This window comes from Pseudomonas psychrophila (assembly GCF_001043005.1).
In the GTDB taxonomy this organism is placed as follows: Bacteria; Pseudomonadota; Gammaproteobacteria; order Pseudomonadales; family Pseudomonadaceae; genus Aquipseudomonas; species Aquipseudomonas psychrophila.
Map to the genome: position 1 here is coordinate 1216330 of NZ_JYKZ01000001.1, position 24665 is coordinate 1240994.

The window sequence follows — 24665 nt, forward strand, 5'->3', positions numbered from 1 at the left end:
CCCTGAATGGCAACTTTCTCTCATGCGGTTGGCACCCAGACCTACCGCTTCGACAGCCTCAAAGAGGTGATGGCCAAAGCCAGCCCGGCACGTTCCGGGGATTTTTTGGCCGGCGTGGCCGCCCTGAACGACGGCGAACGCGTCGCTGCACAAATGGCGCTGGCTGATATCCCGCTCGCGTACTTCCTGCAAGAAATGTTGATCCCGTACGAATCCGATGAAGTCACCCGGCTGATAATCGACAGCCATGACCTGCAAGCCTTCGCTACCGTGAGCCACCTGACGGTCGGTGGCTTTCGCGACTGGCTGCTCAGCGACGCGGCCGATGAACATAGCCTGCGCGCCCTGGCGCCAGGCCTGACGCCGGAAATGGCCGCTGCCGTCTCGAAAATCATGCGTGTGCAAGACCTGATTCTGGTGGCGCAAAAGATCCGTGTCGTCACCCAGTTTCGCGGCACCATGGGCCTGCGCGGCAGACTTTCGACTCGCCTGCAGCCCAACCACCCCACCGATGACCCGGCCGGGATTGCCGCGAGCATTCTCGACGGGCTGCTGTACGGCAACGGCGACGCAATGATCGGTATCAACCCGGCCACCGACAGCATCGCCTCGATCTGCGACTTGCTGAACATGCTCGACGCAATCATTCAGCGCTATGAAATCCCGACCCAGTCCTGCGTACTGACCCATGTCACCACCTCAATCGAGGCGATCAATCGTGGAGTTCCACTGGACCTGGTGTTCCAGTCGATTGCAGGCACCGAAGCGGCCAACGCCAGTTTCGGTATCAACTTGAATGTATTGCAGGAAGGGTATGAAGCGGGTTTAAGCCTCAATCGCGGCACGTTGGGCAACAACTTGATGTATTTCGAGACAGGTCAGGGCAGCGCGCTATCAGCCAACGCCCATTTCGCAGTGGATCAACAAACCTGCGAGACCCGGGCCTACGCCGTTGCGCGGCATTTCAAACCGTTTTTGGTCAATACCGTGGTCGGCTTTATCGGCCCCGAGTACCTGTACAACGGCAAGCAGATTATTCGAGCCGGTCTTGAGGACCACTTCTGCGGCAAGTTGCTGGGCGTGCCGATGGGCTGCGACATCTGCTACACCAACCACGCCGAAGCCGACCAGGACGATATGGACACCCTGTTGACGCTGCTGAGCGTGGCCGGGATCAACTTCATCATGGGCATTCCGGGGTCGGACGACATCATGCTCAACTATCAGACCACTTCCTTCCATGACGCGCTGTATGCGCGCAAAACCCTGGGACTCAAGCCTGCACCCGAGTTTGAACAGTGGCTGAGCAAAGTCGGAATTTTCACTCAGGCCGACGGCCGGATTGAGTTCGGTCATCAATTGCCACCCGCATTTCGCCAGGCGCTGGCTCACTTGGGAGGACGCTGAACATGGCCAACACCCCGCCCCAAAGCCCTAACCCGTGGCTGGAGCTGCGCCGCCTGACCCCGGCGCGCATTGCGCTGGGCCGCACGGGCACCAGTATGCCGACTCAGGCCCAGCTGGATTTTCAGTTTGCTCACGCCCAGGCCCGTGATGCGGTGCATTTACCGTTTGATCACCCGGGCTTGAGCGCGCAATTGAGCGAGCGCGGGCGCGAAAGCCTGTTGCTGCACAGCGCCGCAATTGACCGCCACAGCTACCTGCAACGCCCGGATCTGGGGCGCAAGCTTAACGACAGCTCGGCACAGCAATTGCGCGACTACGCCCAAGCCAACCCCGGGGGGATCGATGTGGCGGTGGTGGTTGCTGATGGTTTGTCGGCACTGGCTGTTCATCGCCACACCCTGCCCTTTTTGGCGCGCATGGAAGAACACACAGCCACCGAGGGCTGGTCACTGTCACCCGTCATTTTGGTGGAGCAAGGCCGTGTCGCCGTGGCCGACGAGATCGGCGAACTGCTGGGCGCAAGAATGGTGGTGATGCTGATCGGCGAGCGCCCCGGCCTCAGTTCACCCGACAGCCTGGGGCTGTACTTCACCTATGCGCCCAAGATCGGCCTGACCGATGCATATCGCAACTGCATCTCCAATGTAAGGCTCGAAGGCTTGAGCTATGGCATGGCCGCTCATCGGCTGGCGTATTTGATGCGCGAGGCCTGCCGTCGGCAATTGTCGGGGGTCAACTTGAAGGATGAAGCACAGGTACAGACCGTGGACGTGGGTGCCCCCAGCGAAAACTTCCTGCTCAAGGGCGAGTAACGATCAAGCCCCCGTGGGAGCGAGCCTGCTCGCGAATGATCTTCGCGAGCAGGCTCGCTCCCACGGCTGGAGTATCTTTCTGTGCCTGCGACCCTTGTCGCAGCCTCGCTTCGCATCTCAACGGCTACACGTTTTGAACAGCTGGAAATTCAATACACGCTTCGCTACAAACTCCATCAGCAGAATTCGTCTCAATCCGTATAATCCGATTCCTTAAAAAAGTACGAAAAAACTACATTAGTTGTAGTTAACTACCTACCCCTCCCCGCACAGACCTGCAGAGCCGGGTCATCAACACAGGTGCTTTACATGGATTTCAACCCGATCGACATTATCCTGCACCTCGATGTGTACCTCGACATGCTGGTGAACAATTACGGGCCATGGATCTACGCCATCCTGTTTCTGGTGATTTTTTGCGAGACCGGCCTGGTGGTTATGCCGTTCTTGCCGGGTGATTCGCTGCTCTTTATCGCAGGCGCTGTAGCGGCAGGCGGCGGCATGGACCCTGTATTGCTCGGGGGCTTGCTGATGCTGGCTGCGATTCTGGGCGACAGCACCAACTATGTGATCGGACGAACGGCAGGCGAGCGCTTGTTCAGCAACCCGAACTCAAAAATCTTCCGTCGCGACTACCTCGAAAAAACCCACGACTTCTACGAACGTCATGGCGGTAAAACCGTCACGATGGCGCGCTTCCTGCCAATTTTCCGTACCTTCGCGCCGTTTGTTGCCGGCGTGGCACGCATGTTCTACCCGCGCTTCTTCATGTTCAGCGTATTTGGCACGATCTTGTGGGTCGGCGGCCTGGTAACCCTGGGTTACTTCTTCGGCAACGTACCTTTCATCAAGACAAACCTGTCCTTGCTGGTGGTAGGCATCATCTTGCTGTCGCTGGTACCCATGATTATTGGCGTAGTCCGCAGCCGCATGGGTCGTACTCCGTCTAAAGCCAAAGCCTGATCGGACTCGCCTACCATGTGGTCTCTAACTGAATGGCGGCGCCAGCGGATTCTGGCGCAACACCCGGTGACACCCGATGTCTGGCACAGCGTGCGCCAGCGGTTGAGCATTCTCGACGGGCTGGATGACGAGCAGGACAAGTGGCTGCGCGACACCAGCGTGTTGTTCCTCAAGGACAAACACCTGACGGCCATGCCCGGTGTTGAGCTGACCGAAGAGGGCCGGCTGTTGCTGGCCGCTCAGGCACAATTGCCGCTGCTCAATCTGGGCGATCTGGACTGGTACCAAGGGTTTCACGAAATCGTGCTGTATCCCGACGACTTCATCAGCCCCCAGCGCCATCGTGACTCCAGCGGCGTCGAGCATGAGTGGGAAGGCCATCACAGCGGTGAAGCCTGGGAGCATGGCCCGGTGGTTCTGGCCTGGCCTGGCGTTCTGTCGAGCGGTGGCTGGGAAGGCTACAACCTGGTCATCCATGAGCTGGCACACAAACTGGACATGCTCAATGGCTCTGCCAATGGCATGCCGCCACTGCACAGCAGCATGCACGTGAGTGACTGGACCAAGGCCATGCAACAGGCCTACGACCACCTCAATCACTATCTTGACCACCACAACGCGGACCACGCGCCAATTGATCCGTATGCGGCCGAAAACCCGGCCGAGTTCTTTGCGGTCACCAGCGAGTACTTTTTCAGCGCGCCAGACCTGTTGAACCATGCCTATCCGCTGGTCTATCAACAGCTGAGTCTGTTCTATCGTCAGGACACCCTCGCACGCCTCAAGCAGCTGCAAACCGAACACCCCGAATACCGCGCACAGCACTGATCGCCCAAGGGTGACGTCCTTATAGGAATACGCCTATAATCGCCGCCACTTTTTGGCCAAATCGGCCAACCAAACTGGCCTACTAACGGGGGCACCGCCCAATGAGCTACAGCAAGATTCCGGCTGGCAAAGACCTGCCGAATGACATCTACGTCGCTATCGAGATTCCGGCTAACCACGCGCCGATCAAATATGAAATCGACAAAGACAGCGACTGCCTGTTCGTTGACCGCTTCATGGCTACCCCGATGTTCTACCCGGCCAACTACGGCTTTATCCCGAACACTCTGGCCGACGACGGTGATCCACTGGACGTGCTGGTTGTTACCCCTTATCCGGTAGCTCCAGGTTCGGTTATCCGTGCTCGCCCGGTTGGCATCCTGCACATGACTGACGACGGCGGCGGCGATGCCAAAGTAGTTGCAGTGCCTCACGACAAGCTGTCCCAGCTGTACGTTGACGTGAAAGAGTACACCGACCTGCCACCTCTGCTGATTCAGCAAATTCAGCACTTCTTCGAGAACTACAAAGATCTCGAAAAAGGCAAATGGGTGAAGATCGAAGGTTGGGGCGATGCAGAAGCCGCCCGCACCGAGATCATGAAGTCGGTTGCTGCCTACAAAGGCTAAGTAACCCCTTAAAAAAACCTCGGCTCGCCGAGGTTTTTTTATGCCCGCATAAACGCAATAAAACAGCCCGTTTACGGCATTCAAAATGCTTATCCCATGGACGTAGGAAAGGTCTCTGTAGGACTGGGAATTTTCTGGTTTTAGCCATGTTTTTTTGAACGTTTAGTTTATTTAAACAGGCCTGCCTTGCCCGTAGACTCTGTGTTCATGAATACATCCGGTGATCGCCTGAAAGCCCTCCTGCGGGAGTGCCATTTAACCGCTTCGGACTTCGCAGCCAATCGCTGCGTTACGCCGCAGCACGTCAACAACTGGTTCAAGCGAGGCATTCCCATGGCTCGGCTGGATGAAATCGCCGAGCTGCTGTGCGTCAACAGTCGTTGGTTACGCACAGGAGAAGGAAACAAACACCCGGGGTTTGCCGACAGCAACGACGCAACGTCTCCTGACCAAGCGCCGATGCCGCACAAGCCTGCTGCCTACCTCGAAGTTGAAGTGCCTTTCTACAGCGAAGCCCTGCACCCGGATGGCTCGGGCAAAACTCGGGTGGTGCACATTCCTGACCGAACCGTGCGATTAACCTGTTCAGTTCTGGAGGCCATGGACGTCAGCCCCGACCAGGCCATGTGTATCTCCATGATCGGCAACGACATGTCGCATAAAATCCAGGACGGCTCCACTGTCGCCGTCGACCGCAGCCTGACCCATATCGTCGACGGCGAAATTTATGCTCTCGAACAGGACGGCATGCTGCGCATCAAATACGTCTATCGCCTGCCCAACAACGGCCTGCGCCTGCGCAGCCACAACCACCTGGAGTCAGCGGACGAAGTGTTCAGCGCCGCCGAAGTCCAAGCGCAGCAGATACGGATATTGGGATGGGTATTTTGGTGGTCCACGCTCAATCGCCGGCGCCCTCCGATGCCTTACACACTGGAGGAATAGCGTTTGGGCAGGCTTTTAGTGGGAAAAGCACTTCAATCCCAGTATGATTTGCCGCACTTGCGCATCCCCCTCGCTTCTAGCGAGCCGGAATGCAGGGCCAGACCGCAAAAAGCCGTCACGCCCCACACCCAGCCGCAACGCGCTGGATGTCCCGATTGAAGGCGAGTACGGCTTACCAAAAATAAGCCAAACCCGCCCCCGAGAAGCCGGCCACAAGCCGGCTTTTTAATGCCTGCGAATCTGAAGTTTTCGAAAAAACCCAGTTGGGTTGCGCCTGCAAGACGAGCCTTGAAGAACAGTGGGAGCAGGCAAGCTCGCCCCCCACAAGTGTCGTTGCAACGGCGGGATTTAGCGGAACACCAGCCCCTCATCGATCAGCGGAGCCTGCCCTGTCATGTAGTCAGCATCCGGGCTGGCGAGGTAGGACACAAAGGCCGCCACGTCATCCGGTGTTTCTGCCCGACCCAAGGCTATCCCGCTGACAAACTTTTCATAAGTCGCACCAATCGCAGCGCCGGTGATTTCGGCCATACGCTTGTCAATGTCGACCCACATGTCAGTGCCCACAACTCCGGGGCAATAGGCGTTGACGGCAATGCCGTGAACAGCCAGCTCCTTGGCCGCCTGGGTCAAGGCACGGACGGCAAACTTGGTTGAGGAGTAAACCCCCAACAGGGCATAGCCTTCGTGCCCGGCGATGGGGCTAAAGCTCAATCTTGCCCGGGCTTTAGGGCATCATTTCCAGGTCATCCACTTCAAAGTCCGCAGGGTGAAGGCCGCCCCCGATTTGCCCCAAAACCTGCTGTCTGCTAGTGTCAGCCGGTTTTAACGCCTACCGAGAATGCCGCCATGGCCCGCAAAAAAGCTTCACCGGATTTCGAACAGTCACTCGCTGACCTGCAAACACTGGTCGAGCGTCTGGAAAATGGCGAGCTGTCGCTGGAAGACTCTCTGACCGCCTTCGAACAAGGCATCCGCCTGACCCGTGATTGTCAGGGCGCATTGGCCCAGGCCGAGCAGAAAGTCCAGATCCTGCTTGAGCGTGATGGTGAGTTGGCGCAAGAGCCTTTTGATGCGGAACAGTCCGAATGATTGACGCTTACCAGATCAGCAGCCAGGCACGCGTCAATGCGGCGCTTGAACTCTTGCTTGTCGCTCCGGCACCGGAGTTGGCCCGTCTTTACGAGGCCATGCGCTACAGCGTCATGAATGGTGGCAAACGTGTTCGCCCGCTACTGGCCTATGCCGCTTGCCAGGCGCTGGGCAGCGTGCCCGAACAAGCCAATGGCGCGGCATGTGCCGTCGAGCTGATCCACGCCTATTCGCTGGTGCATGATGATTTGCCCGCAATGGATGATGACGATCTGCGGCGCGGCCAACCGACCACCCACAAGGCATTCGACGAAGCCTGCGCCATTCTGGCCGGTGACGGTTTGCAAAGCCTGGCGTTCAGCGCCCTGCTCGACCCACGACTCAACACCCTGGACGCCGAGACTCGCTTGCGCATGGTCACCGCCCTGGCAAAGGCCGCAGGCCCGGCAGGAATGGTCGGCGGACAAGCCATTGACCTGGGTTCTGTAGGCCTGAAACTTGATCAGGCAGCGTTGGAAAACATGCACCGGCACAAGACCGGAGCCCTGATCGAAGCCAGTGTTCAACTGGGCGCCTTGGCCAGCAGCAACGCCAACGCCAAAAATCTGCACGCACTGAACACCTACTCGCGGGCCATTGGCCTGGCGTTTCAGGTTCAGGACGACATTCTGGATGTTGAAAGCGATACCGCGACTCTGGGCAAACGCCAGGGCGCCGATATCGCACGGGACAAGCCGACCTATCCGGCGCTGATGGGTCTGGAGCAGGCCAAAGGCTATGCACTGGATCTGCGCGATCAGGCACTCAATGCCCTGCGGCATTTTGATGCAGGTGCCGAACCGCTGCGTGAATTGGCGCGATATATCGTTGAACGCCGCCACTGATAAGCCACACTCGGTAATGATTTCTGACAGCTCTAATGCCAAGGTCTTACTAACGAGTGCCAGACTGCGTGGGCAGCTTACGTTCCATAAGGTAAACTGCCGCCTCTTCTTATACCTATAACGATTCGCCTGATGCCAACGACGTTTCAAGAGATTCCCCGCAACCGTCCGACTACGCCCCTGCTCGACCGGGCAGGCACGCCTGCGGGTCTGCGCCGCCTGGCCGAAGCCGAGCTGGAAACCCTGGCCGATGAGTTGCGCCTGGAATTGCTCTATACCGTCGGCCAGACGGGCGGGCATTTCGGTGCCGGCCTGGGTGTCATTGAGCTGACCATCGCGTTGCACTACGTGTTCGACACCCCCGACGACCGACTGGTGTGGGATGTGGGTCATCAGGCGTATCCGCACAAAATCCTCACGGGCCGTCGCGAGCAAATGGCGACCTTGCGCCAGAAGGACGGCGTTGCCGCTTTCCCGCGTCGCTCCGAGAGCGAGTACGATACTTTCGGCGTTGGGCACTCCAGCACCTCGATCAGCGCAGCGCTGGGCATGGCCATTACCGCCCGCCTGCAAAACAGCGATCGCAAGGCGATCGCCGTGATCGGTGACGGCGCACTGACTGCCGGCATGGCCTTTGAAGCCCTGAACCACGCGCCGGAAGTGGATGCCAACATGTTGGTGATCCTCAACGATAACGACATGTCGATTTCGCGCAATGTGGGTGGCCTGTCCAATTACCTGGCCAAAATCCTCTCCAGCCGTACCTACGCAAGCATGCGCGAAGGCAGCAAAAAAGTGCTGTCGCGTTTGCCCGGCGCCTGGGAAATCGCTCGCCGTACCGAAGAATATGCCAAGGGCATGTTGGTACCCGGCACACTGTTTGAAGAGCTGGGCTGGAACTACATCGGCCCTATCGATGGCCACGACCTGCCGACCCTGATCGCGACGCTGCGCAATATGCGCGACCTCAAAGGTCCGCAGTTCCTGCATATCGTCACCAAGAAAGGCAAAGGCTTTGCTCCCGCCGAAGCCGACCCGATTGGCTATCACGCCATCACCAAGCTTGACCCGCTGAACGCACCGAAAGCGGTGCCAAAAGTGGCCAGCGGGCCGAAGTACTCGGCGGTCTTTGGCGAGTGGCTGTGCGACATGGCCGCTGCCGATGAGCGTCTGATGGGCATCACTCCAGCCATGAAAGAAGGCTCGGACCTGATCGCCTTCAGCGAACGCTTCCCCACACGTTATTTCGATGTTGCGATTGCCGAACAGCATGCTGTGACTTTCGCTGCTGGTATGGCCTGCGAAGGCGCCAAGCCTGTGGTGGCTATTTATTCGACGTTCCTGCAGCGCGGTTACGACCAGTTGGTGCATGACGTTGCCGTGCAAAATCTGGACGTACTGTTCGCCATCGACCGCGCAGGTCTGGTGGGCGAAGACGGCCCAACCCACGCAGGCAGTTTCGACCTCTCGTTCCTGCGTTGCATCCCGGGCATGGTCATCATGACCCCGAGCGACGAGAACGAACTGCGCAAAATGCTCACCACCGGCCATCTGTATAACGGCCCGGCGGCAGTACGCTACCCGCGTGGTACTGGCCCAAACGCGCCTATCGAAAAAAACCTCGAACCGCTGGACATCGGCAAGGGCGTGATTCGTCGCCAGGGTTCCAAAGTCGCCATGCTGGTTTTTGGCGTGCAACTGGCCGAAGCCCTGCAAGTGGCAGAAAAAATCGACGCCACCGTGGTCGACATGCGTTTCGTCAAACCAATGGATGAAGCACTGGTTCGCGAAATGGCTGATAGCCATGAACTGTTGGTGACCCTCGAAGAAAACGCCATCATGGGTGGCGCCGGTGCGGGTGTCAGCGAGTTCCTGGCCCGTGAAAACGTACTCAAGTCAGTCCTGCACCTGGGCCTGCCGGACATCTACGTTGAGCACGCCAAGCCAAGCCAGATGCTGGCTGAGTGCGGCCTGGATGCACCAGGCATCGAAGCCTCGGTACGCCAGCGCATGGCATTGCTGGGGCTGTAGAAAAGCTGAAAATGTACTCGCATATGTAGCAGCTGCCGAAGGCTGCGTTCGATTGCGAAGCAATCGTAAAATCAGAACATGCGGTGTGACTGAAAACCGCGCGTGCTGATTTTACGACGGCTACGCCGCCGAACGCAGCCTCGTTCCTTCGCCAGCGGCTACGGAGTTTTTAACACCCATGAAACACCTTCGCCTGGTTTTAATCCTCAGCAGCCCGTTGCTGGCCAACGCCGCTGAGCGCGAAGACGCGCTCAAACTCCCGCAAACACTGATCACCGGCAATCGCCAGGTTGAAGCGCGCTCGGACAGCAGCAGCGCCAACAGCGTGTTCACCCGTGAAGACATTGACCGCCTGCAACCCACCAGCCTGACCGACCTGCTGGGCCGGGTACCGGGGGTTCAAGTGGCGCGAAGCGGCGGGCGCGGTGGTTTGCCGGGGATTTATATTCGCGGCACCAAGTCGGCACAAAGTCTGGTGCTGGTGGACGGCCAACGCATGGCCAATGCCACTTCGGCCGACAGCAACCTGCAGTACCTGAATATCGATCAGATCGAACGCGTAGAAGTGCTGCGCGGATCGCGATCAGTGATCTACGGCAGTGATGCGATCGGCGGGGTGATTCAGATTTTCACTCGCCGTGGCGCCAATCAGGCCCCGCAGCTTCGAGTCCGCAGCGCGATGGGCAGCTATGGCAGCTCAGACAACAGCGTCGGGATATCCGGCGGGGATACGCAAACGCGCTACAACCTGAGCGGCAGTCTCGAACAGACTGCGGGGATCAACCGTACTCACGAGTCCTTCCCCAGCGACAACGACCATGATGCCTATCGCAACAAATCACTGAGCCTGAACCTGAGCCACTACCTGAGCGAGGACCTTGAGGTCGGACTGACCGCGATGAAGAATATCGGCAAGACCGAACTCGACAACTCGTTTGGTCGCTGGGACCCGAGCACCCTGACGGTCAGTGGGCAGCAACTTTACAGCGACTTCGATATCAGCAGCGTCGGCAGTTTTATCGACGCCCAGCTTGCCGAGCGCTGGAATTCACGCCTGGAACTGGGCCACAGCGAAAACCGCGAAAAGACCCGGGACAAGCTTAGCTCTGACGTTTACAGCTTCAACACCTATCGAGACTCACTCAACTGGCAAAACAACCTGACGCTGGACGATCAAAACACCCTGATCCTGGGCGCAGACACCTATGAAGACCGCGTGCGCAGCAGTACCGTTTTCGACGTAGACAGTCGCTGGAATCGTGCCGCCTTTATCCAGCACCGCTTCCACGGTAATTACTTTTCGACCGAGCTGGGCCTGCGTCACGACCAGAACCAGCAATTCGGCAGCCACAACACCTGGAGCGCCAGCCTGACTGTGCCGCTCAACGCCGACAACGATGTACTGCTGTCTTACAGCGAAGGGTTTCGCGCACCTACATTCAATGACTTGTACTACCCAGAGTTCGGCAACCCGAATCTCAAACCGGAGCACTCCAAGAGCTACGAACTGCAATGGCGCAGTCAGCTGAGTGACACCAGCCGCCTGGAAACCTCGCTGTATCGCACCGACATTCGTGACGCGATTGTGGCCGACGCCAACTTTATCCAGCAAAACATCGGCGCGGCCCAAATTACCGGTTTCGAAAGCGCCGTGCAGCAGGAGTGGTTCGGCTGGCAGAGCAGCCTGGGGATTGCGATCATCGACCCCCGTGATCGAGACACTGGCCACACCTTGAGCCGCCGCGCACGACGGACGTTGAGCCTGGATCTGGACCGCCAATTTGACCGTGTGGGGGTAGGCGCTACCTGGCAGGCGGTGAGCAACAGTTTCAATGATGAAGACAACAAGCAGCCCATTGGCGGGTATGGCGTGCTGGGGCTGCGCGGCAACTGGCAGGCCAGTTCAGAAGTGCGGTTCGATGTGAAGGTCGACAACCTGCTGGACAAGCGCTTCACCCGCGCCCTTTACAGCTATGACGGCAGCTATTATGGCTACCGCGAAGAGCGGCGCTCGCTGCAGTTGGCCGTCACCTGGACCCCAACGCTGTGAAACTTTTTGTTGGAGCGAGCCTGCTCTGTTGAGGCCTTCGCGAGCAGGCTCGCTCCCACTGAGGGAGGGTTACTGCTCTGACGCCAGTTGCTCACACAACCTGGCTGTCGCTTCCAGCATCTGCCCGCTTGGGCGTTCCAGGCCTTTGTCGGCCAACAACAGCAAACGCCCATGCTTGACCGCATCAATCTGCGGCCAGGCTTTCCAGGCATCCAGCTGCGCCTGGGTGCTGGCAATGATCACCTCGGGATTACGCTGCAGAACGGACTCGATACTGACTTGCGGAGCCGGCAGCTTGAGGTCGTCGAACACATTTTTCGCCCCGCACACGGCTAGCGCATCACTGATGATTTGCCCGCCACCGATGGTGTACAGAGGCTGATCCCACACCTGATAAAACACTCGCACCGGCTTGTCGCTCTGATACTTCGCCCGTAATCCGGCAAGACGCTGACGCAATTGATCCGCCAGTGCATGCCCCCGCGCAGGGCGCTCAAGGGCAGCGGCCAGGGCTTCAACCTGATCAGCCAGCTGATCGAGGCTGCCTGGCTCGCCAATGTAGGTCGGGATCTTCAGGCTACGCAGCTGTTCGCGCTGTGCAATGCCCACACTGCCCGGCCAGAGCAAGAGCAGGTCGGGTTGAAGGCTGAGCAAGCGCTCCATGTCCAACTGCCCGTAGCGGCCCACTGAGGGCACGCTGGCCAGCTCCGGTAATGGTTCGCCCGCATCCAGACGCCCCACCAGCAAATCGGCGGCGCCCAGCTCGACGACCATTTCAGACAAAGAAGGTGACAGGCTGACCACACGGGGGGTGGCCAGGGAGGGCGTGCTGGCGCTCAGCAGCAGAGCCGCCAGCCAGACGCGCATCAGCCGACCTGGCGAGGAATGCGGTAGAGGTAAAACAGCACCAGTGTCGACAATGCCAGCAGCAACAGCGGAACACCTTCAAGCCCGACAAATACGGCCAGAGCGGCGATCCAGGTTGGGAACCCTGCGGCCAGCAGGGCACGGTGACGCACACGTGCCAGCTCATCCCAAGCCGCCGGTTCCTGCGGGGTGTCGAGGGCTTTTTGCAGGTTGATCAGGCCATGCTTGTAAGGCCCGAACGTGCGCAGGGTCGCGAACATCGATGCCACGCCTGCGATGAAGAACGGCATCGCCAGTTCAGGCAGCAACGGCTCGGAGCTGCCAAAAAACCAGTTGGCCAACAGCAGCGGGAGCAGGGTCAGTACCAGCTGTTGCCACCAACTAAAGCTCAGGCGCCTACGACGCTGACCACGGGTCACGCCGGGTCTGCCTCATTTTGATGCTGGTTGCCCATCATGTGACCGAGCTTGTTGGCCTTGGTCGCCAGGTACAGTTTGTTGTGCGGATTGTGCCCGGTGTGCAGCGGCACACGCTCTGCCACGGTGATGCCCATATCGGTCAAGGCTTTGACCTTGCGCGGGTTGTTGGTCATCAGGCGCAGCGACTGCACGCCTACGTGCTCAAGCATCGGCAGGCAGATAGCGTAATCGCGCTGGTCGGCAGCAAAGCCAAGGCGTTCGTTGGCTTCAACGGTATCGGCGCCACCATCTTGCAGCTCGTAGGCACGGATTTTATTCAACAAGCCAATGCCACGACCTTCCTGACGCAGGTACAACAGCACGCCACGCCCTTCGCGGGCAATGGCCTGCAAGGCCGCTTCGAGCTGCGATCCGCAGTCACAGCGCTGGCTGAACAGGGCATCACCCGTCAGGCATTCGGAATGAACCCGACCCAACACCGGAGCACCATCCGTCACGTCGCCCAAACTGAGCACAACGTGTTCACGGCCCGTGGTTTTCTCAAGGAAGCCATGCATGGTGAATTCGGCAAAGGGGGTGGGCAACTTGCAAGCGGCAACGAAAACGACGGGCACCGTGTGCTCCTGATCAGTTTGAGGACTGGAGATTCGCAGAGGCGGCATTGTAACAGGAGGTTCCGACAGACGCTTAGGCTGAATTACCGAGGATAAATATCTAAAAGTTTGATGACTTGTGGCACACACAGTACCTGTGGGAGCGGGCTTGCTCGCGAAGCAGGCGATGGGGTGTATCAGGCTGAACGTGGTGATGCCATCGCGAGCAAGCCCGCTCCCACAGGGTCAAGCGTGAAAATGCTGATATCCGCGCACTGCAGGCGTGATGTCTGAGCCATCCGCATCCAGCAGTGTCACGCCCTGCCCTTCGACCACGCGGCCAATCACATGGATCGGCCAACCATCGGCCAGCAACGTCGGCAGCTCAAGCGCGGGCAAGGTGAACGCAAGCACGTAATCGTCACCGCCACTCAAGGCAGCCTGCTGCGCACCGCTGTCGCCCAGAAACTCTTCCAGCGCCAGCGAAACGGGCACTCGATCCAGCTCAATCACCAACCCCGCCTTTGATGCCAAGGCTATATGGCCACAGTCGGCGAGCAGGCCATCGGAGATGTCCAGTGCCGAAGTGGCTTTGCCGCGCAGTGCTTGACCCAGCGCCAGCTGCGGCTGTGGCGACCAGTAATGGGTCAGCAACGGTTCGCTGATCATCGGCTCTGCGGTGCGTTGGCCCAGCACCAGCGGCAAAGCGCCGGCTGCATTGCCCAGCTCACCGCCCACACACAGCAGGTCGCCAGAGCGGGCACCGCTGCGGGTCAGGGCCTGGCCTGCGGGCACCCGGCCGAACACCGTGAGCGTCAGGCACAACGACCCGCGCGTGGTATCGCCACCGATCAGACGCAGACCACAGGCTTGGGCCATCAGGTTTAAACCGCGGGCATAAGCCTCTAACCAATCGGCTTCAACCGTCGGCAAGGTCAGGGCAAGGGTAAATGCGAGGGGTGTTGCGCCCATGGCTGCCAAATCACTGGCCGCCACCGCCAGCGAACGCTGACCGAGCAAGAAAGGGTCGCAAGGATCTGCGAAGTGCACCCCGGCTACCAGGGTGTCGGTGGAAATCGCCAGCTGTTCCCCGAAGGGAACATCCAGCAGGGCGCAGTCGTCGCCAATACCCAGAGCAACACCTTCGCCACCCTGCGCACAGGGCGCGGCAGCGAAGAAATTGCGGATCAGCTCAAACTCGCCCATGGCCGACAGCGCCGTTTAGCGCTTGTAAGCCTTGACTTCAGCTTCACGCAAGCGCGGCGCCAGTTTGTCGAGCACACCGTTGACAAACTTGTGGCCGTCGGTGGAACCGAACACTTTAGCCAGCTCGATACCTTCGTTGATCACAACGCGGTAAGGGACGTCGACACGCTTGATCAGCTCCCAGGTCGACAGACGCAGAACAGACAGTTCAACCGGGTCGAGTTCTTCGATGGTGATGTCCAGGCACGGAACGAGAGCAGCATCGATCTCGCCTTTGTGTGCAGGCACGCCATGCAGGATTTCACGGAAGTAAGCAGCGTCAACGTCGGTGAAGTCGTTATCAACGCGAAACTGAGCTTCGATCTCGTTCAACGATTGCTTGGCCATGTGCCATTGGTACAGGGCCTGAGTCGCGAGTTGACGCGCTTCACGGCGCTTGGCGCTCTTGGAGGGTTTGCCAGCGTCCGCAGGTTTTGGATCGCGCGGGTTGAAACGATCGCTTTCGTCGGAAATCACTTGGCCTCCAACTGTGCCAACAGGCTAACCATTTCAAGGGCGGACAAGGCAGCTTCAGCGCCTTTGTTGCCGGCTTTGGTGCCGGAACGCTCGATGGCTTGCTCGATCGAATCAACAGTCAGTACACCGAATGCTACCGGTACGCCGAACTGCATGGACACTTGGGACAAGCCCTTGGTGCATTCGCCAGCAACGTATTCGAAGTGCGGAGTACCGCCACGAATCACAGCGCCCAGGGCGATGATGGCAGCGAACTCGTTGCGCTGAGCAACTTTTTGCGCAACCAGCGGGATTTCGAACGCACCCGGCGCACGAATGATAGTGATGTCGCTTTCGTTCACACCGTGGCGAACCAGGGCATCAACGGCACCACTCACCAGGCTTTCGACAACAAAGCTGTTGAAACGGCCAACTACCAGAGCGTAGCGCCCTTTGGGGGCGATGAAGGTACCTTCGATGGTCTTCAGGGTCATTCGGTATGTCTCGTATTAAAGAGCCAGAACGCACTCGCGTGCGTTCTTTAAGGATATTGGGCCACGAATTTCGGACAGGACACGACCGGTCTTTATTCGGAGGGCACGTATTCTACAACTTCCAGATCGAAACCGGATATGGCATTGAACTTCATTGGTGAACTCATGAGGCGCATTTTGCGCACGCCCAGGTCACGAAGGATCTGCGAACCGGCACCTACGATGCTGTAGGTGGTCTGTTTTTTCACCGGCGCGTGGTCCGCGGTTTCGCGGATATTAGCCAACAATACGTCGCCGTCCAGCGGATGCCCCAACAGCAGCACCACACCGCTGCCCGCCTCGGCCACCGCGGTCATGGCGGCGCGCAAGCTCCAGCGGCCCGGTTGCTTGACCATCAGCAGGTCGCGCAGCGGGTCCATGTTATGCACCCGAACCAGCGTCGGTTCTTCAGCGCAGATCTTGCCCAGGGTCAGTGCCATGTGCACATCGCCTTCGACTGAATCACGATAGGTCACCAGGTTGAATTGGCCCAGTTCGCTGTCCAGTGGCTGCTCAGCAATCCGCTGAACGGTACGTTCGTGGATCATGCGGTAGTGAATCAGGTCGGCAATGGTGCCGATTTTTATGCCGTGCTCGGCGGCGAATACTTCCAGCTCGGGACGACGGGCCATGGTGCCGTCGTCATTCATGACTTCGCAGATCACGCCACTTGGCTCGAAACCGGCCATGCGGGCCAGGTCGCAGGCCGCCTCGGTGTGACCGGCGCGGGCCAGGGTGCCGCCCGCCTGGGCCATCAGCGGGAAGATATGGCCCGGGCTGACGATGTCTTCGGCCTTGGCGTCCTTGGCTGCAGCCGCTTGCACTGTGCGTGCGCGATCCGCGGCGGAAATGCCGGTGGTCACGCCGGTGGCGGCTTCAATCGAGACGGTGAACTTGGTGCCAAAGCCGGAACCGTTGCGCGGCGCCATCAGCGGCAACTTCAGCAGTTCGCAGCGTTCACGGGTCATCGGCATGCAAATCAGGCCACGGGCAAAACGCGCCATGAAATTGATGTGCTCGGCCTTGCAGCACTCGGCGGCCATGATCAGGTCGCCTTCGTTCTCGCGGTCTTCGTCATCCATAAGGATGACCATCTTGCCTTGGCGGATGTCTTCGACCAGTTCTTCGATGCTGTTGAGCGCCACGCGGCACCCCCTTAAGTCAGGATTTGAGGTAGCCGTTGGCGGCCAGAAAACTTTCGCTGATGCCTCCCGAGGTCGGCTCGGCGGCTTTATCGCCCAGCAGCAGACGCTCAAGGTAGCGCGCCAGCAAATCGACTTCGAGGTTGACCCGGCGACCCGGACGGTAGTCGTCCATGATGGTTTCGCTCAGGGTGTGCGGAATGATGGTCAGAGAGAACTCGGCGCCATTGACCGAGTTCACGGTCAGGCTGGTGCCGTCGACGGTGATCGAGCCTTTATGGGCGATGTACTTGGCCAGTTCTTTGGGCGCACGAATACGAAATTCGATGGCACGGGCGTTCTCTTCACGGGAGATCACTTCACCCACGCCATCAACGTGACCGCTCACCAGATGACCACCCAGGCGCGTGGTCGGGGTCAGGGCTTTTTCCAGATTGACTCGGCTACCGCTTTTCAGGTCGTTGAACGCGGTGCAATCCAGGGTCTCGCGGCTGACATCAGCCGCAAATCCGTTGCCCGGCAGTTCAACGGCAGTCAGGCACACGCCATTGATCGCGATGCTGTCGCCGAGTTTGACGTCGCTCAGGTCGAGCTTGCCGGTGTCGATGGAAACCCGCACATCGCCGCCCTTTGGGGTCAGTGCGCGGATGCTGCCGATGGATTCGATGATGCCGGTAAACATGGCGTTCCCCTTGAGAACAAAGCCTGCGTAAAACGAAGGCTGAGAATTATACGCTCGCTGGCGGCACGGGAATGGCAGTGACTCGCCAGTCATCGCCCACCGCGCGCATTTCGGTGATTTTGAGCAATGGTGCTTCGCTCATGTGGGTCAACGGCAGCTCAAGCAGTGGCCGGGCTGTGGAGCCCAAGAACTTGGCCGCGACGAAGATCTGGTACTCATCGACCAGACCTTGATCGGCAAATGCCCCAGCCAAACGCGGACCGGCCTCGACCAGCACTTCGTTGACGCCGCGTGCAGCCAGCGCAACCAATAGTTTGCGCAGGTCAACCTGGCCGTTGGCGCCGTGAATCACCAGGCATTCGGGCCCCGTGCGGTACTGCTCGGCAGGCGGCACGCAGGTCGCGACCAGCGCTGGCCCGGCTTTGAAAAAAGGTGCATCCAGCGGTACTCGCAAACGCCCGTCGATCAACACTCTAAGCGGCGGGCGGCTGAGCGCCAGCGCGGTCAGTTCAGGGCTCAGGCCCAGCTCGGGACCGCGCACCGTGAGGCGTGCGCCGTCAGCCAGAACCGTGTCGGCTCCGGTCAGCACGACGCTGGCCTGGGCTCGCAGACGCTGTACGGCAGAGCGCGCCTCAGGACCTGTGATCCACTGGCTTTCGCCGTTGGCCATCGCGGTGCGGCCATCAAGGCTCATCGCCAGCTTGACCCGCACAAACGGCAGGCCGTGCTCCATGCGCTTGAGGAAGCCTGGATTAAGCGCCCTGGCCTGGGTTTCAAGCACACCGCTGAGCACTTCAATTCCGGCGTCAGCCATACGTTTGAGGCCGCGCCCGGCGACTTCCGGGTTGGGGTCTTGCATGGCCGCAACTACACGCGCCACGCCCGCACTGATCAGGCCTTCGGCACACGGCGGGGTATGCCCGTGATGGCTGCACGGCTCAAGGGTCACATAGGCTGTAGCGCCACGGGCCAGTTCGCCCGCTGCGCGCAGCGCGTGGACTTCGGCATGGGGCTCGCCGGTGCGCACATGCCAGCCTTCGCCGACGATCTGCCCGTCGCGCACGATTACGCAACCGACACGCGGGTTGGGGTGAGTGGTGTACAAACCGTTGCGCGCCAGCTCGATGGCACGCGCCATGTAATGGATGTCTAAAATCGATTGTTCAGTGGACTGGGTCATTCTTTCGAGGGCTCACGGGCAAGTCGGTCGATCTCTTCACGGAACTCGTTCAAGTCCTGGAAGCGTCGATAGACCGAGGCAAAGCGGATATAGGCCACTTCGTCGAGCTTTTGCAGCTCGCCCATGACCAGTTCACCAACCACCAGCGATTTGACTTCACGTTCGCCGGTGGCACGTAGCTTGTGCTTGATTCGCGCCAGCGCCGCTTCAAGGCGCTCGACACTCACCGGGCGCTTTTCCAGCGCACGCTGCATGCCGGCGCGCAGCTTATCTTCGTCGAAGGGCTGACGACTGCCGTCTTGCTTGATCAGACGGGGTAACACCAACTCGGCTGTTTCAAAGGTGGTGAAACGCTCACCACAGGCCAGGCATTCGCGCCGGCGACGCACCTGGTCGCCCTCGGCGACCAGACGCGAGTCGATGACTTTAGTGTCGTTGGCACCGCAGAAGGGACAGTGCATGGTGGCAGCCAACAAAAATGGGGAGCGCCATGTTAGCGCATCCCACTGGCAAGACAAGCCATAGGCTTTACGGTATACAGTCGGGCTACTATGTTTTACACAATCTGATACATCGACTGACCTGCTGCTGGAGCCGTGTATGCCGCTACGAACGCTTGTTTTGCTGTGCCTTGCCAGTTTGCTGGTGGCTTGTAGCAGTGAGCCACCAAAATCGGCACAGCCCCAAGTGCTGACGCAGCCAAAAACCGACGCCCCGGCTGACCTGGGCCCGCTGCCCGCTCACCAGCGCGAGCTCAGCGGTGTGCTGACCGGTGCCCCGGCGGGCGCCGAGGTTGAGTTGGCAATGCTGATTGTCGACGAGCGCGGACGCCCCCAAGGACTGATGGCCAGCAGCAAAATCATCGGTAATAACCAGCCGCTGCCATTCAAGCTGCGCTTCAACCCCGAAGCCTTCCCGGCCGGTGCACGGGTGGAGCTGCGCGGTCGGGCCAGCCAGTCCGGGCAACTGATCCTGCACCTGCCTTCACGAATTATCAGCCAGCCCGCAACGCAGGCGCTGGGCACTCTGGCATTCGTCAAAGCACCATGAATACACCGCTAGACCTGCAGCAGTCGTTAGGCGAGTTGTTGGGTGATGCGCAACTGATCATTACCGACTTGCCCGACACTGCGCTCAAGCTCTGGCTGATCGATGCGCACAACATGGATCGTGCCTTCACCCCTGACGAAACCCGACGCATTCTCTACGAGCCGCCTTACTGGGCGTTTTGCTGGGCCAGCGGGTTGGCGTTGGCGCGTTTTTTGGCCGACCGCCCGCACTGGGTCAAAGGCAAGCGCGTGCTGGATTTTGGCGCCGGCTCCGGCGTGGCGGGGATTGCGGCTGCACGGGCGGGGGCACTGGAAGTCGTGGCCTGCGACCTTGACCCGCTGGCGCTGGCTGCATGCCGGGCGAATGCGCAACTCAACGATGTGCAACTGGGCTATTGCAGTAATTTTTTTGCCGAGGTCGACCGGTTCGATCTGATCCTGGTGGCTGACGTGCTGTATGACCGTGAAAACCTGCCGTTGCTGGATCATTTTTTAACCCGCGGCCAAGAGGCGCTGGTAGCCGACTCCCGCGTGCGCGACTTCAAGCATCCGCTGTACCGACCACTGGAAATGCTCAAGGCACTGACCTTGCCCGACCTGGCCGAACCCCACGAATTTCGCAACGTCAGCCTGTATCACGCGCAACGCGAACCCACGCCTTTCAGCGCTCGCGTCGAGCCTTTATAGTTGCCCTCATTTACCTGCTTCGAGACACATAATGAATCAGCCTACGCCTGCTTACAGCTTCGACGTAACCTCCGCGGACTTCGACAAATTAGTGGTCCAGGCCTCTTTCGACCAGCCGGTTCTGGTGGATTTCTGGGCCGAGTGGTGCGCGCCTTGCAAGGTGATGCTGCCGATCCTGGAACAAATCGCCGAGGACTATCAGGGCGAATTGTTGCTGGCCAAGGTCAATTGCGATGTCGAGCAGGACATTGTGGGCCGCATCGGTATTCAGACATTACCCACGGTCGTGCTGTTCAAGGACGGCAAGGTTGTCGATGGTTTCCAGGAAGCACAGCCTGAGTCGGCCATCCGCACCATGCTCGCCCCTCACGTAGTCATGCCTGAAGCCGCCGTGGAAGACCCGTTGGTACAGGCTCAGGCGCTGTTCGCCGAAAGCCGTTTTGCCGATGCCGAAGCCCTGCTTAAAAGCATCCTGACTGAAGACAACAGCAACGCCATGGCACTCATCCTGTATGGCCGCTGCCTGGCCGAGCGCGGTGAACTGACTGAAGCGCAAGCCGTGCTGGATGCGGTCAAAAGCGACGAGCACAAAGCCGAGCTGGCAGGGGCCAAGGCGCAACTGACGTTTTTGCGCCAGGCGGCAGACTTGCCTGATGTTGCCGATTTGAAAACCCGCGTGGCACAAAACCCGCAGGACGATGAAGCTGCGTACCAACTGGCGATTCAGCAATTGTCGCGCCAGCAATATGAAGGGGCTCTGGACGGCTTGCTGAAGTTGTTTACCCGCAACCGCAGCTATAACGAAGGCATCACCCACAAGACGTTGCTGCAAGTGTTCGACCTGCTGGGCAACGACCACCCGCTGGTCACCACGTACCGCCGCAAGCTGTTTGCAGCGCTGTACTAACCCCCACCCACTGTGGGAGCGAGCCCGCTCGCGAAGGTCTCAAGAGCACTGCGGCTATACAGTCAACACGCGTTATTTCGCGAGTAGGCTCGCTCCCACAGAGCTAGTTTCAACCCAACTATAAATCGGTGAATCTGCGCCGCTGACCACCTTGACCTCGGCACAATGGCGCAGGCGAACCAACAGGCGCTTGCCCGCACCCGTGCTGCCGGTCAGCGCTTCAAGCTGCCCCAGCAGCTCAGGCCCGGTCATCTGGCCGGCCTTGCGCAGCAAGTCTTTGGTGGTTTCCCACACGGCATCATCCTGATTCGCTGGCTTGGCCGGTGGCTGAATGGTCGGCGCCTCACCCACAGGCAACTGCGCGCCCAGCTTCGCCCAATCGCCGTCATCCAGCTCCACCGTCAAATCCACCGGCCAGTCGCCTATCGTTCCGCGAATGCGCACCATCGTTGTGCTCCTCAAATTTCAGGAAGCCATGCTCCCATGCGTCTTGCGTAACGCCAAGCACACGGGCAAACTCTCGCAACACTTGTTATAAGATCACATAACAAAATATTCATATTTCTTGCTGGAGTGCTCCCATGCGCCGTTTGCTTCTTGCTTTGCCGTTTGCCTTGTTGCCGCTGGCGATGGCTCACGCCGCCGACGTTCATGACCATGACCATGAGCACAGCAGCTTGCCGCCCCATGAACATGGCGTGGGAAGCTTGAATGTGGCGCTGGACGGTCAGACGCTGGAGCTGGACCTGGACGGTCCATCCATGAATCTGGTGGGTTTTGAACACGTCGCCACGACCGACTCGGACAAGGCCAAGGTCAGTTCGGCCCGCAAACAACTGGAAAACCCGCTGGTACTGTTCAGCATTCCAAAGGCCGCCGGCTGCACCGCTGACGAGCAAGAGCTCAAGAGCCCGCTGTTCGAATCGTCTCCCGAAGAAGGGGTAACCAAGGGCGAACACCACCACAGTGATATCGAAGCCCACTACGCTTTTACCTGCAGTCAACCGGATGCGCTGAAAGCCCTGGACCTGGCCCAGTTTTTCAAGACATTCCCCGGCACGCATAAATTCAAGGTACAACTGATCGGCCCAAGTGGTCAGCAAGCGGTGGAAGTGACGGCCAAGGCACCTACGCTGAAGTTTTAAATACCCGCCCCTCTGTGGGAGCGGGCTTGCTCGCGATGGCGTCACCGTGCTTTCACTGAAAGACTGCAGCGTCTGGATCGCGAGCAAGCCCGCTCCCACAAAAAACACCCCCCGATGACACAGGCGATTTCCTCTCCCCATGACCCAAGCACTTATCGAACTGAGCGACCTGAGCTTCAGCTGGCCGGGGCACCCCGTGCTGCTGGATATCCCGGCGTTTCGCCTGGAACCCGGTGAAACCCTGTTTCTCAAAGGCCCCAGCGGTAGTGGCAAAACTACCCTGTTGGGTTTGCTGGGCGGGGTGCAAAAAGCCGACCTGGGCACGATCCGCTTGTTGGGCCAGGAACTGAGCGAACTAGGCTCGGGCGCACGCGACCGCTTTCGGGTTGATCACACGGGCTATATTTTTCAGCAGTTCAATTTGCTGCCGTTTTTATCGGTTCGCGAGAACGTTGAGTTGCCTTGCCACTTCTCCAAACTACGCGCCAGCCGCGCCGTGCAGCGCCATGGCAGTGTGGATAACGCCGCGCAAACCCTGCTCGCACATTTGGGCCTCAAAGACCCGGCGCTGCTGGAGCGTCGCGCCGATTCGTTATCAATTGGCCAGCAGCAGCGCGTTGCCGCCGCCCGCGCATTGATCGGCCAGCCCGAACTGGTGATTGCCGACGAACCCACCTCTGCGCTGGATGCCGACGCCCGCGAAGCCTTTATCCAGTTGCTGTTTGCCGAATGCCGCGAGGCTGGCGCCAGCCTGTTGTTTGTCAGCCACGATCAAAGCTTGGCTCCCCTGTTCGACCGCAATCTGTCGTTGTCTGAACTCAATCGCGCCGCCACACAGGTAGAGGTCTGAGATGTATCTGTTTCGTCTAGCGCTGGCCAGCCTGGCCAATCGCCGCTTTACCGCGCTGCTGACCGCCTTCGCCATTGCCCTCTCGGTCTGCCTGCTGCTGGCAGTCGAGCGGGTGCGCACCGAAGCCCGGGCCAGCTTTGCAAGCACCATCAGCGGTACGGACTTGATCGTTGGCGCGCGCTCCGGCTCGGTCAACCTGCTGCTGTATTCGGTATTTCGTATCGGCAATGCCACCAACAACATTCGTTGGGACAGCTTTGAACACTTCGCCAACAACCCGAAAGTGAAATGGGCAATTCCCATGTCCCTGGGTGACTCGCATCGTGGTTATCGGGTGATGGGCACCAACGAGAACTACTTTGAACACTATCAATATGGCCACAAACAAAACCTGAAGCTGGACAGTGGCCGGGCCTTTGCAACCGATCCTTTCGAAGTGGTACTGGGTGCCGAAGTCGCCGAGGCGCTGCATTACAAACTGGGCGACAAGCTGGTGCTGGCCCATGGCGTGGCAGCGATCAGCCTGGTCAAACATGACGACAAACCGTTCACCGTGGTCGGCATTCTCAAGCGCACCGGCACCCCGGTTGATCGCACGCTGCACATCAGCCTTGGCGGCATGGAAGCGATTCATATCGACTGGCACAACGGTGTGCCCGCCCATGGTGCCGGGCGTGTCAGCGCCGATCAGGCACGCAATATGGACCTCACGCCACAGGCCATCACCGCATTCATGCTGGGCCTGAACAGCAAGATTTCCACCTTTGCCCTGCAACGTGAAATCAATGAGTTTCGCGGAGAACCCATGATGGCCATTTTGCCGGGCGTGGCCCTGCAAGAGCTCTGGAGCCTGATGAGCACCGCTGAAAAGGCGCTGTTTGTGGTTTCGCTGTTCGTGGTATTGACCGGGCTGATCGGCATGCTCACTGCGATTTTGACCAGCCTCAATGAACGTCGCCGCGAGATGGCGATTCTGCGCTCCGTGGGTGCACGGCCCTGGCACATCGCAACCCTGCTGATTTTCGAAGCCCTCGCGCTGGCATTGGCCGGGGTGATCGCAGGTGTAGGTTTGCTGTATGTGTGCATCGCCATCGCTCAAGGCTACGTGCAATCCAATTACGGACTGTATTTGCCACTGGCATGGCCAAGTGAATATGAATGGACGCTGCTGGGCGGTATTCTGGCAGCCGCCCTGCTGATGGGCTGCGTGCCCGCTTGGCGCGCCTATCGACAATCGCTGGCCGACGGCCTGTCCATTCGTTTATGAGC

27 protein-coding genes and 1 pseudogene are annotated in these 24665 nt (G+C 59.3%); 16 read left to right on the forward strand and 12 right to left on the reverse strand.

The genetic code is table 11. The features are described from left to right. Nucleotides 1–6 precede the first annotated feature (6 nt). The 6 genes from TU76_RS05630 (at nucleotide 7) to TU76_RS05655 (ending at nucleotide 5584) form a co-directional block, all read left to right on the forward strand. Nucleotides 7–1407, forward strand: a complete 1401-nt coding sequence (locus tag TU76_RS05630) for an ethanolamine ammonia-lyase subunit EutB (protein ID WP_019824252.1) — start codon at nucleotides 7–9, stop codon at nucleotides 1405–1407. A gap of 2 nt (nucleotides 1408–1409) precedes the next feature. After that, entirely contained in the window at nucleotides 1410–2219 is an 810-nt protein-coding gene (eutC, locus tag TU76_RS05635; protein ID WP_019824253.1) for an ethanolamine ammonia-lyase subunit EutC, read from the forward strand. 309 nt (nucleotides 2220–2528) lie between these two features. Beyond that, complete coding sequence (locus TU76_RS05640; protein WP_019824255.1) at nucleotides 2529–3182, forward strand: DedA family protein; 654 nt, start codon at nucleotides 2529–2531, stop codon at nucleotides 3180–3182. A 15-nt stretch (nucleotides 3183–3197) separates the two neighbouring features. Beyond that, on the forward strand, nucleotides 3198–4010 hold the full coding sequence (locus tag TU76_RS05645) for a M90 family metallopeptidase (RefSeq protein ID WP_046810541.1): 813 nt from the start codon (nucleotides 3198–3200) through the stop codon (nucleotides 4008–4010). A gap of 101 nt (nucleotides 4011–4111) precedes the next feature. Continuing rightward, nucleotides 4112–4639, forward strand: a complete 528-nt coding sequence (gene ppa, locus TU76_RS05650) for an inorganic diphosphatase (protein ID WP_003444254.1) — start codon at nucleotides 4112–4114, stop codon at nucleotides 4637–4639. Nucleotides 4640–4846: 207 nt separating this feature from the next. Next, nucleotides 4847–5584, forward strand: coding sequence for a LexA family transcriptional regulator (locus TU76_RS05655; protein ID WP_048351225.1), 738 nt, complete (start codon nucleotides 4847–4849; stop codon nucleotides 5582–5584). 348 nt (nucleotides 5585–5932) lie between these two features. On the opposite strand, the pseudogene TU76_RS05660 reads toward TU76_RS05655, so the two are convergent. Continuing rightward, nucleotides 5933–6283, reverse strand: a pseudogene (locus TU76_RS05660) (SDR family oxidoreductase); the annotation flags it as partial. A 150-nt stretch (nucleotides 6284–6433) separates the two neighbouring features. Here TU76_RS05660 and TU76_RS05665 point away from each other — a divergent pair. From TU76_RS05665 to TU76_RS05680, 4 genes are all read left to right on the forward strand, one after another. After that, nucleotides 6434–6676 carry an exodeoxyribonuclease VII small subunit gene (locus TU76_RS05665; protein WP_019824297.1) on the forward strand — a complete coding sequence of 81 codons (243 nt, stop codon included), beginning with the start codon at nucleotides 6434–6436 and terminating at the stop codon, nucleotides 6674–6676. Next, nucleotides 6673–7560: a (2E,6E)-farnesyl diphosphate synthase gene (ispA, locus tag TU76_RS05670; protein WP_019824299.1), complete on the forward strand. Its 888-nt coding sequence runs from the start codon at nucleotides 6673–6675 to the stop codon at nucleotides 7558–7560. The genes TU76_RS05665 and ispA overlap by 4 nt, the downstream gene beginning before the upstream one ends. Nucleotides 7561–7692: 132 nt before the next feature. Next, nucleotides 7693–9591: a 1-deoxy-D-xylulose-5-phosphate synthase gene (gene dxs, locus TU76_RS05675; RefSeq protein ID WP_048351226.1), complete on the forward strand. Its 1899-nt coding sequence runs from the start codon at nucleotides 7693–7695 to the stop codon at nucleotides 9589–9591. Between the two features lie 178 nt (nucleotides 9592–9769). After that, on the forward strand, nucleotides 9770–11641 hold the full coding sequence (locus TU76_RS05680; RefSeq protein ID WP_048351227.1) for a TonB-dependent receptor domain-containing protein: 1872 nt from the start codon (nucleotides 9770–9772) through the stop codon (nucleotides 11639–11641). A gap of 69 nt (nucleotides 11642–11710) precedes the next feature. On the opposite strand, the gene TU76_RS05685 is transcribed toward TU76_RS05680, so the two are convergent. From TU76_RS05685 to nrdR, 10 genes are all read right to left on the reverse strand, one after another. After that, entirely contained in the window at nucleotides 11711–12508 is a 798-nt protein-coding gene (locus tag TU76_RS05685; protein WP_046810537.1) for a cobalamin-binding protein, read from the reverse strand. Next, nucleotides 12508–12927 (reverse strand): hypothetical protein, encoded by a 420-nt coding sequence (locus TU76_RS05690; RefSeq protein ID WP_019824306.1) that lies wholly within the window; start codon nucleotides 12925–12927, stop codon nucleotides 12508–12510. Before TU76_RS05690 ends, TU76_RS05685 begins: the two co-directional genes overlap by 1 nt. Then, nucleotides 12924–13541: a GTP cyclohydrolase II gene (ribA, locus tag TU76_RS05695; RefSeq protein ID WP_019824308.1), complete on the reverse strand. Its 618-nt coding sequence runs from the start codon at nucleotides 13539–13541 to the stop codon at nucleotides 12924–12926. Before ribA ends, TU76_RS05690 begins: the two co-directional genes overlap by 4 nt. 225 nt (nucleotides 13542–13766) lie before the next feature. Continuing rightward, nucleotides 13767–14726, reverse strand: coding sequence for a thiamine-phosphate kinase (thiL, locus tag TU76_RS05700; RefSeq protein ID WP_019824309.1), 960 nt, complete (start codon nucleotides 14724–14726; stop codon nucleotides 13767–13769). A 15-nt stretch (nucleotides 14727–14741) separates the two neighbouring features. Beyond that, a complete protein-coding gene (nusB, locus tag TU76_RS05705; RefSeq protein WP_016779229.1) occupies nucleotides 14742–15242 on the reverse strand; it encodes a transcription antitermination factor NusB in 501 nt (166 codons plus the stop codon). Then, complete coding sequence (gene ribH / locus TU76_RS05710) at nucleotides 15239–15715, reverse strand: 6,7-dimethyl-8-ribityllumazine synthase (protein WP_003444275.1); 477 nt, start codon at nucleotides 15713–15715, stop codon at nucleotides 15239–15241. Before ribH ends, nusB begins: the two co-directional genes overlap by 4 nt. Before the next feature lie 92 nt (nucleotides 15716–15807). Then, nucleotides 15808–16899 (reverse strand): bifunctional 3,4-dihydroxy-2-butanone-4-phosphate synthase/GTP cyclohydrolase II, encoded by a 1092-nt coding sequence (ribBA, locus tag TU76_RS05715; protein ID WP_046810534.1) that lies wholly within the window; start codon nucleotides 16897–16899, stop codon nucleotides 15808–15810. A gap of 16 nt (nucleotides 16900–16915) precedes the next feature. After that, complete coding sequence (locus tag TU76_RS05720; protein WP_019824314.1) at nucleotides 16916–17578, reverse strand: riboflavin synthase; 663 nt, start codon at nucleotides 17576–17578, stop codon at nucleotides 16916–16918. Between the two features lie 46 nt (nucleotides 17579–17624). After that, entirely contained in the window at nucleotides 17625–18758 is a 1134-nt protein-coding gene (gene ribD / locus TU76_RS05725; protein WP_019824315.1) for a bifunctional diaminohydroxyphosphoribosylaminopyrimidine deaminase/5-amino-6-(5-phosphoribosylamino)uracil reductase RibD, read from the reverse strand. Further along, complete coding sequence (gene nrdR / locus TU76_RS05730; protein WP_019824317.1) at nucleotides 18755–19219, reverse strand: transcriptional regulator NrdR; 465 nt, start codon at nucleotides 19217–19219, stop codon at nucleotides 18755–18757. Before nrdR ends, ribD begins: the two co-directional genes overlap by 4 nt. A 139-nt stretch (nucleotides 19220–19358) precedes the next feature. Between nrdR and TU76_RS05735 the strand changes: the two genes are divergently transcribed. From TU76_RS05735 to trxA, 3 genes are read left to right on the forward strand one after another with little or no spacing between them, the layout of a single operon-like run. Next, nucleotides 19359–19808 (forward strand): YbaY family lipoprotein, encoded by a 450-nt coding sequence (locus TU76_RS05735; RefSeq protein WP_048351228.1) that lies wholly within the window; start codon nucleotides 19359–19361, stop codon nucleotides 19806–19808. Further along, the gene (locus tag TU76_RS05740; RefSeq protein ID WP_046810532.1) at nucleotides 19805–20494 is read left to right on the forward strand and encodes a class I SAM-dependent methyltransferase; all 690 of its coding nucleotides are present in this window, start codon (nucleotides 19805–19807) and stop codon (nucleotides 20492–20494) included. The genes TU76_RS05735 and TU76_RS05740 overlap by 4 nt, the downstream gene beginning before the upstream one ends. Nucleotides 20495–20525: 31 nt before the next feature. Then, a complete protein-coding gene (gene trxA / locus TU76_RS05745) occupies nucleotides 20526–21401 on the forward strand; it encodes a thioredoxin (RefSeq protein ID WP_019824322.1) in 876 nt (291 codons plus the stop codon). A 72-nt stretch (nucleotides 21402–21473) separates the two neighbouring features. On the opposite strand, the gene TU76_RS05750 is transcribed toward trxA, so the two are convergent. After that, nucleotides 21474–21848: a hypothetical protein gene (locus TU76_RS05750; RefSeq protein WP_019824324.1), complete on the reverse strand. Its 375-nt coding sequence runs from the start codon at nucleotides 21846–21848 to the stop codon at nucleotides 21474–21476. 134 nt (nucleotides 21849–21982) lie between these two features. Between TU76_RS05750 and TU76_RS05755 the strand changes: the two genes are divergently transcribed. The 3 genes from TU76_RS05755 (at nucleotide 21983) to TU76_RS05765 (ending at nucleotide 24663) form a co-directional block, all read left to right on the forward strand. Continuing rightward, a complete protein-coding gene (locus TU76_RS05755) occupies nucleotides 21983–22546 on the forward strand; it encodes a DUF2796 domain-containing protein (RefSeq protein WP_046810340.1) in 564 nt (187 codons plus the stop codon). A gap of 139 nt (nucleotides 22547–22685) precedes the next feature. Beyond that, a complete protein-coding gene (locus TU76_RS05760; protein ID WP_019824328.1) occupies nucleotides 22686–23396 on the forward strand; it encodes an ABC transporter ATP-binding protein in 711 nt (236 codons plus the stop codon). 1 nt (nucleotide 23397) lies between these two features. Beyond that, nucleotides 23398–24663, forward strand: coding sequence for an ABC transporter permease (locus TU76_RS05765; RefSeq protein WP_019824329.1), 1266 nt, complete (start codon nucleotides 23398–23400; stop codon nucleotides 24661–24663). Nucleotides 24664–24665: the final 2 nt, after the last annotated feature.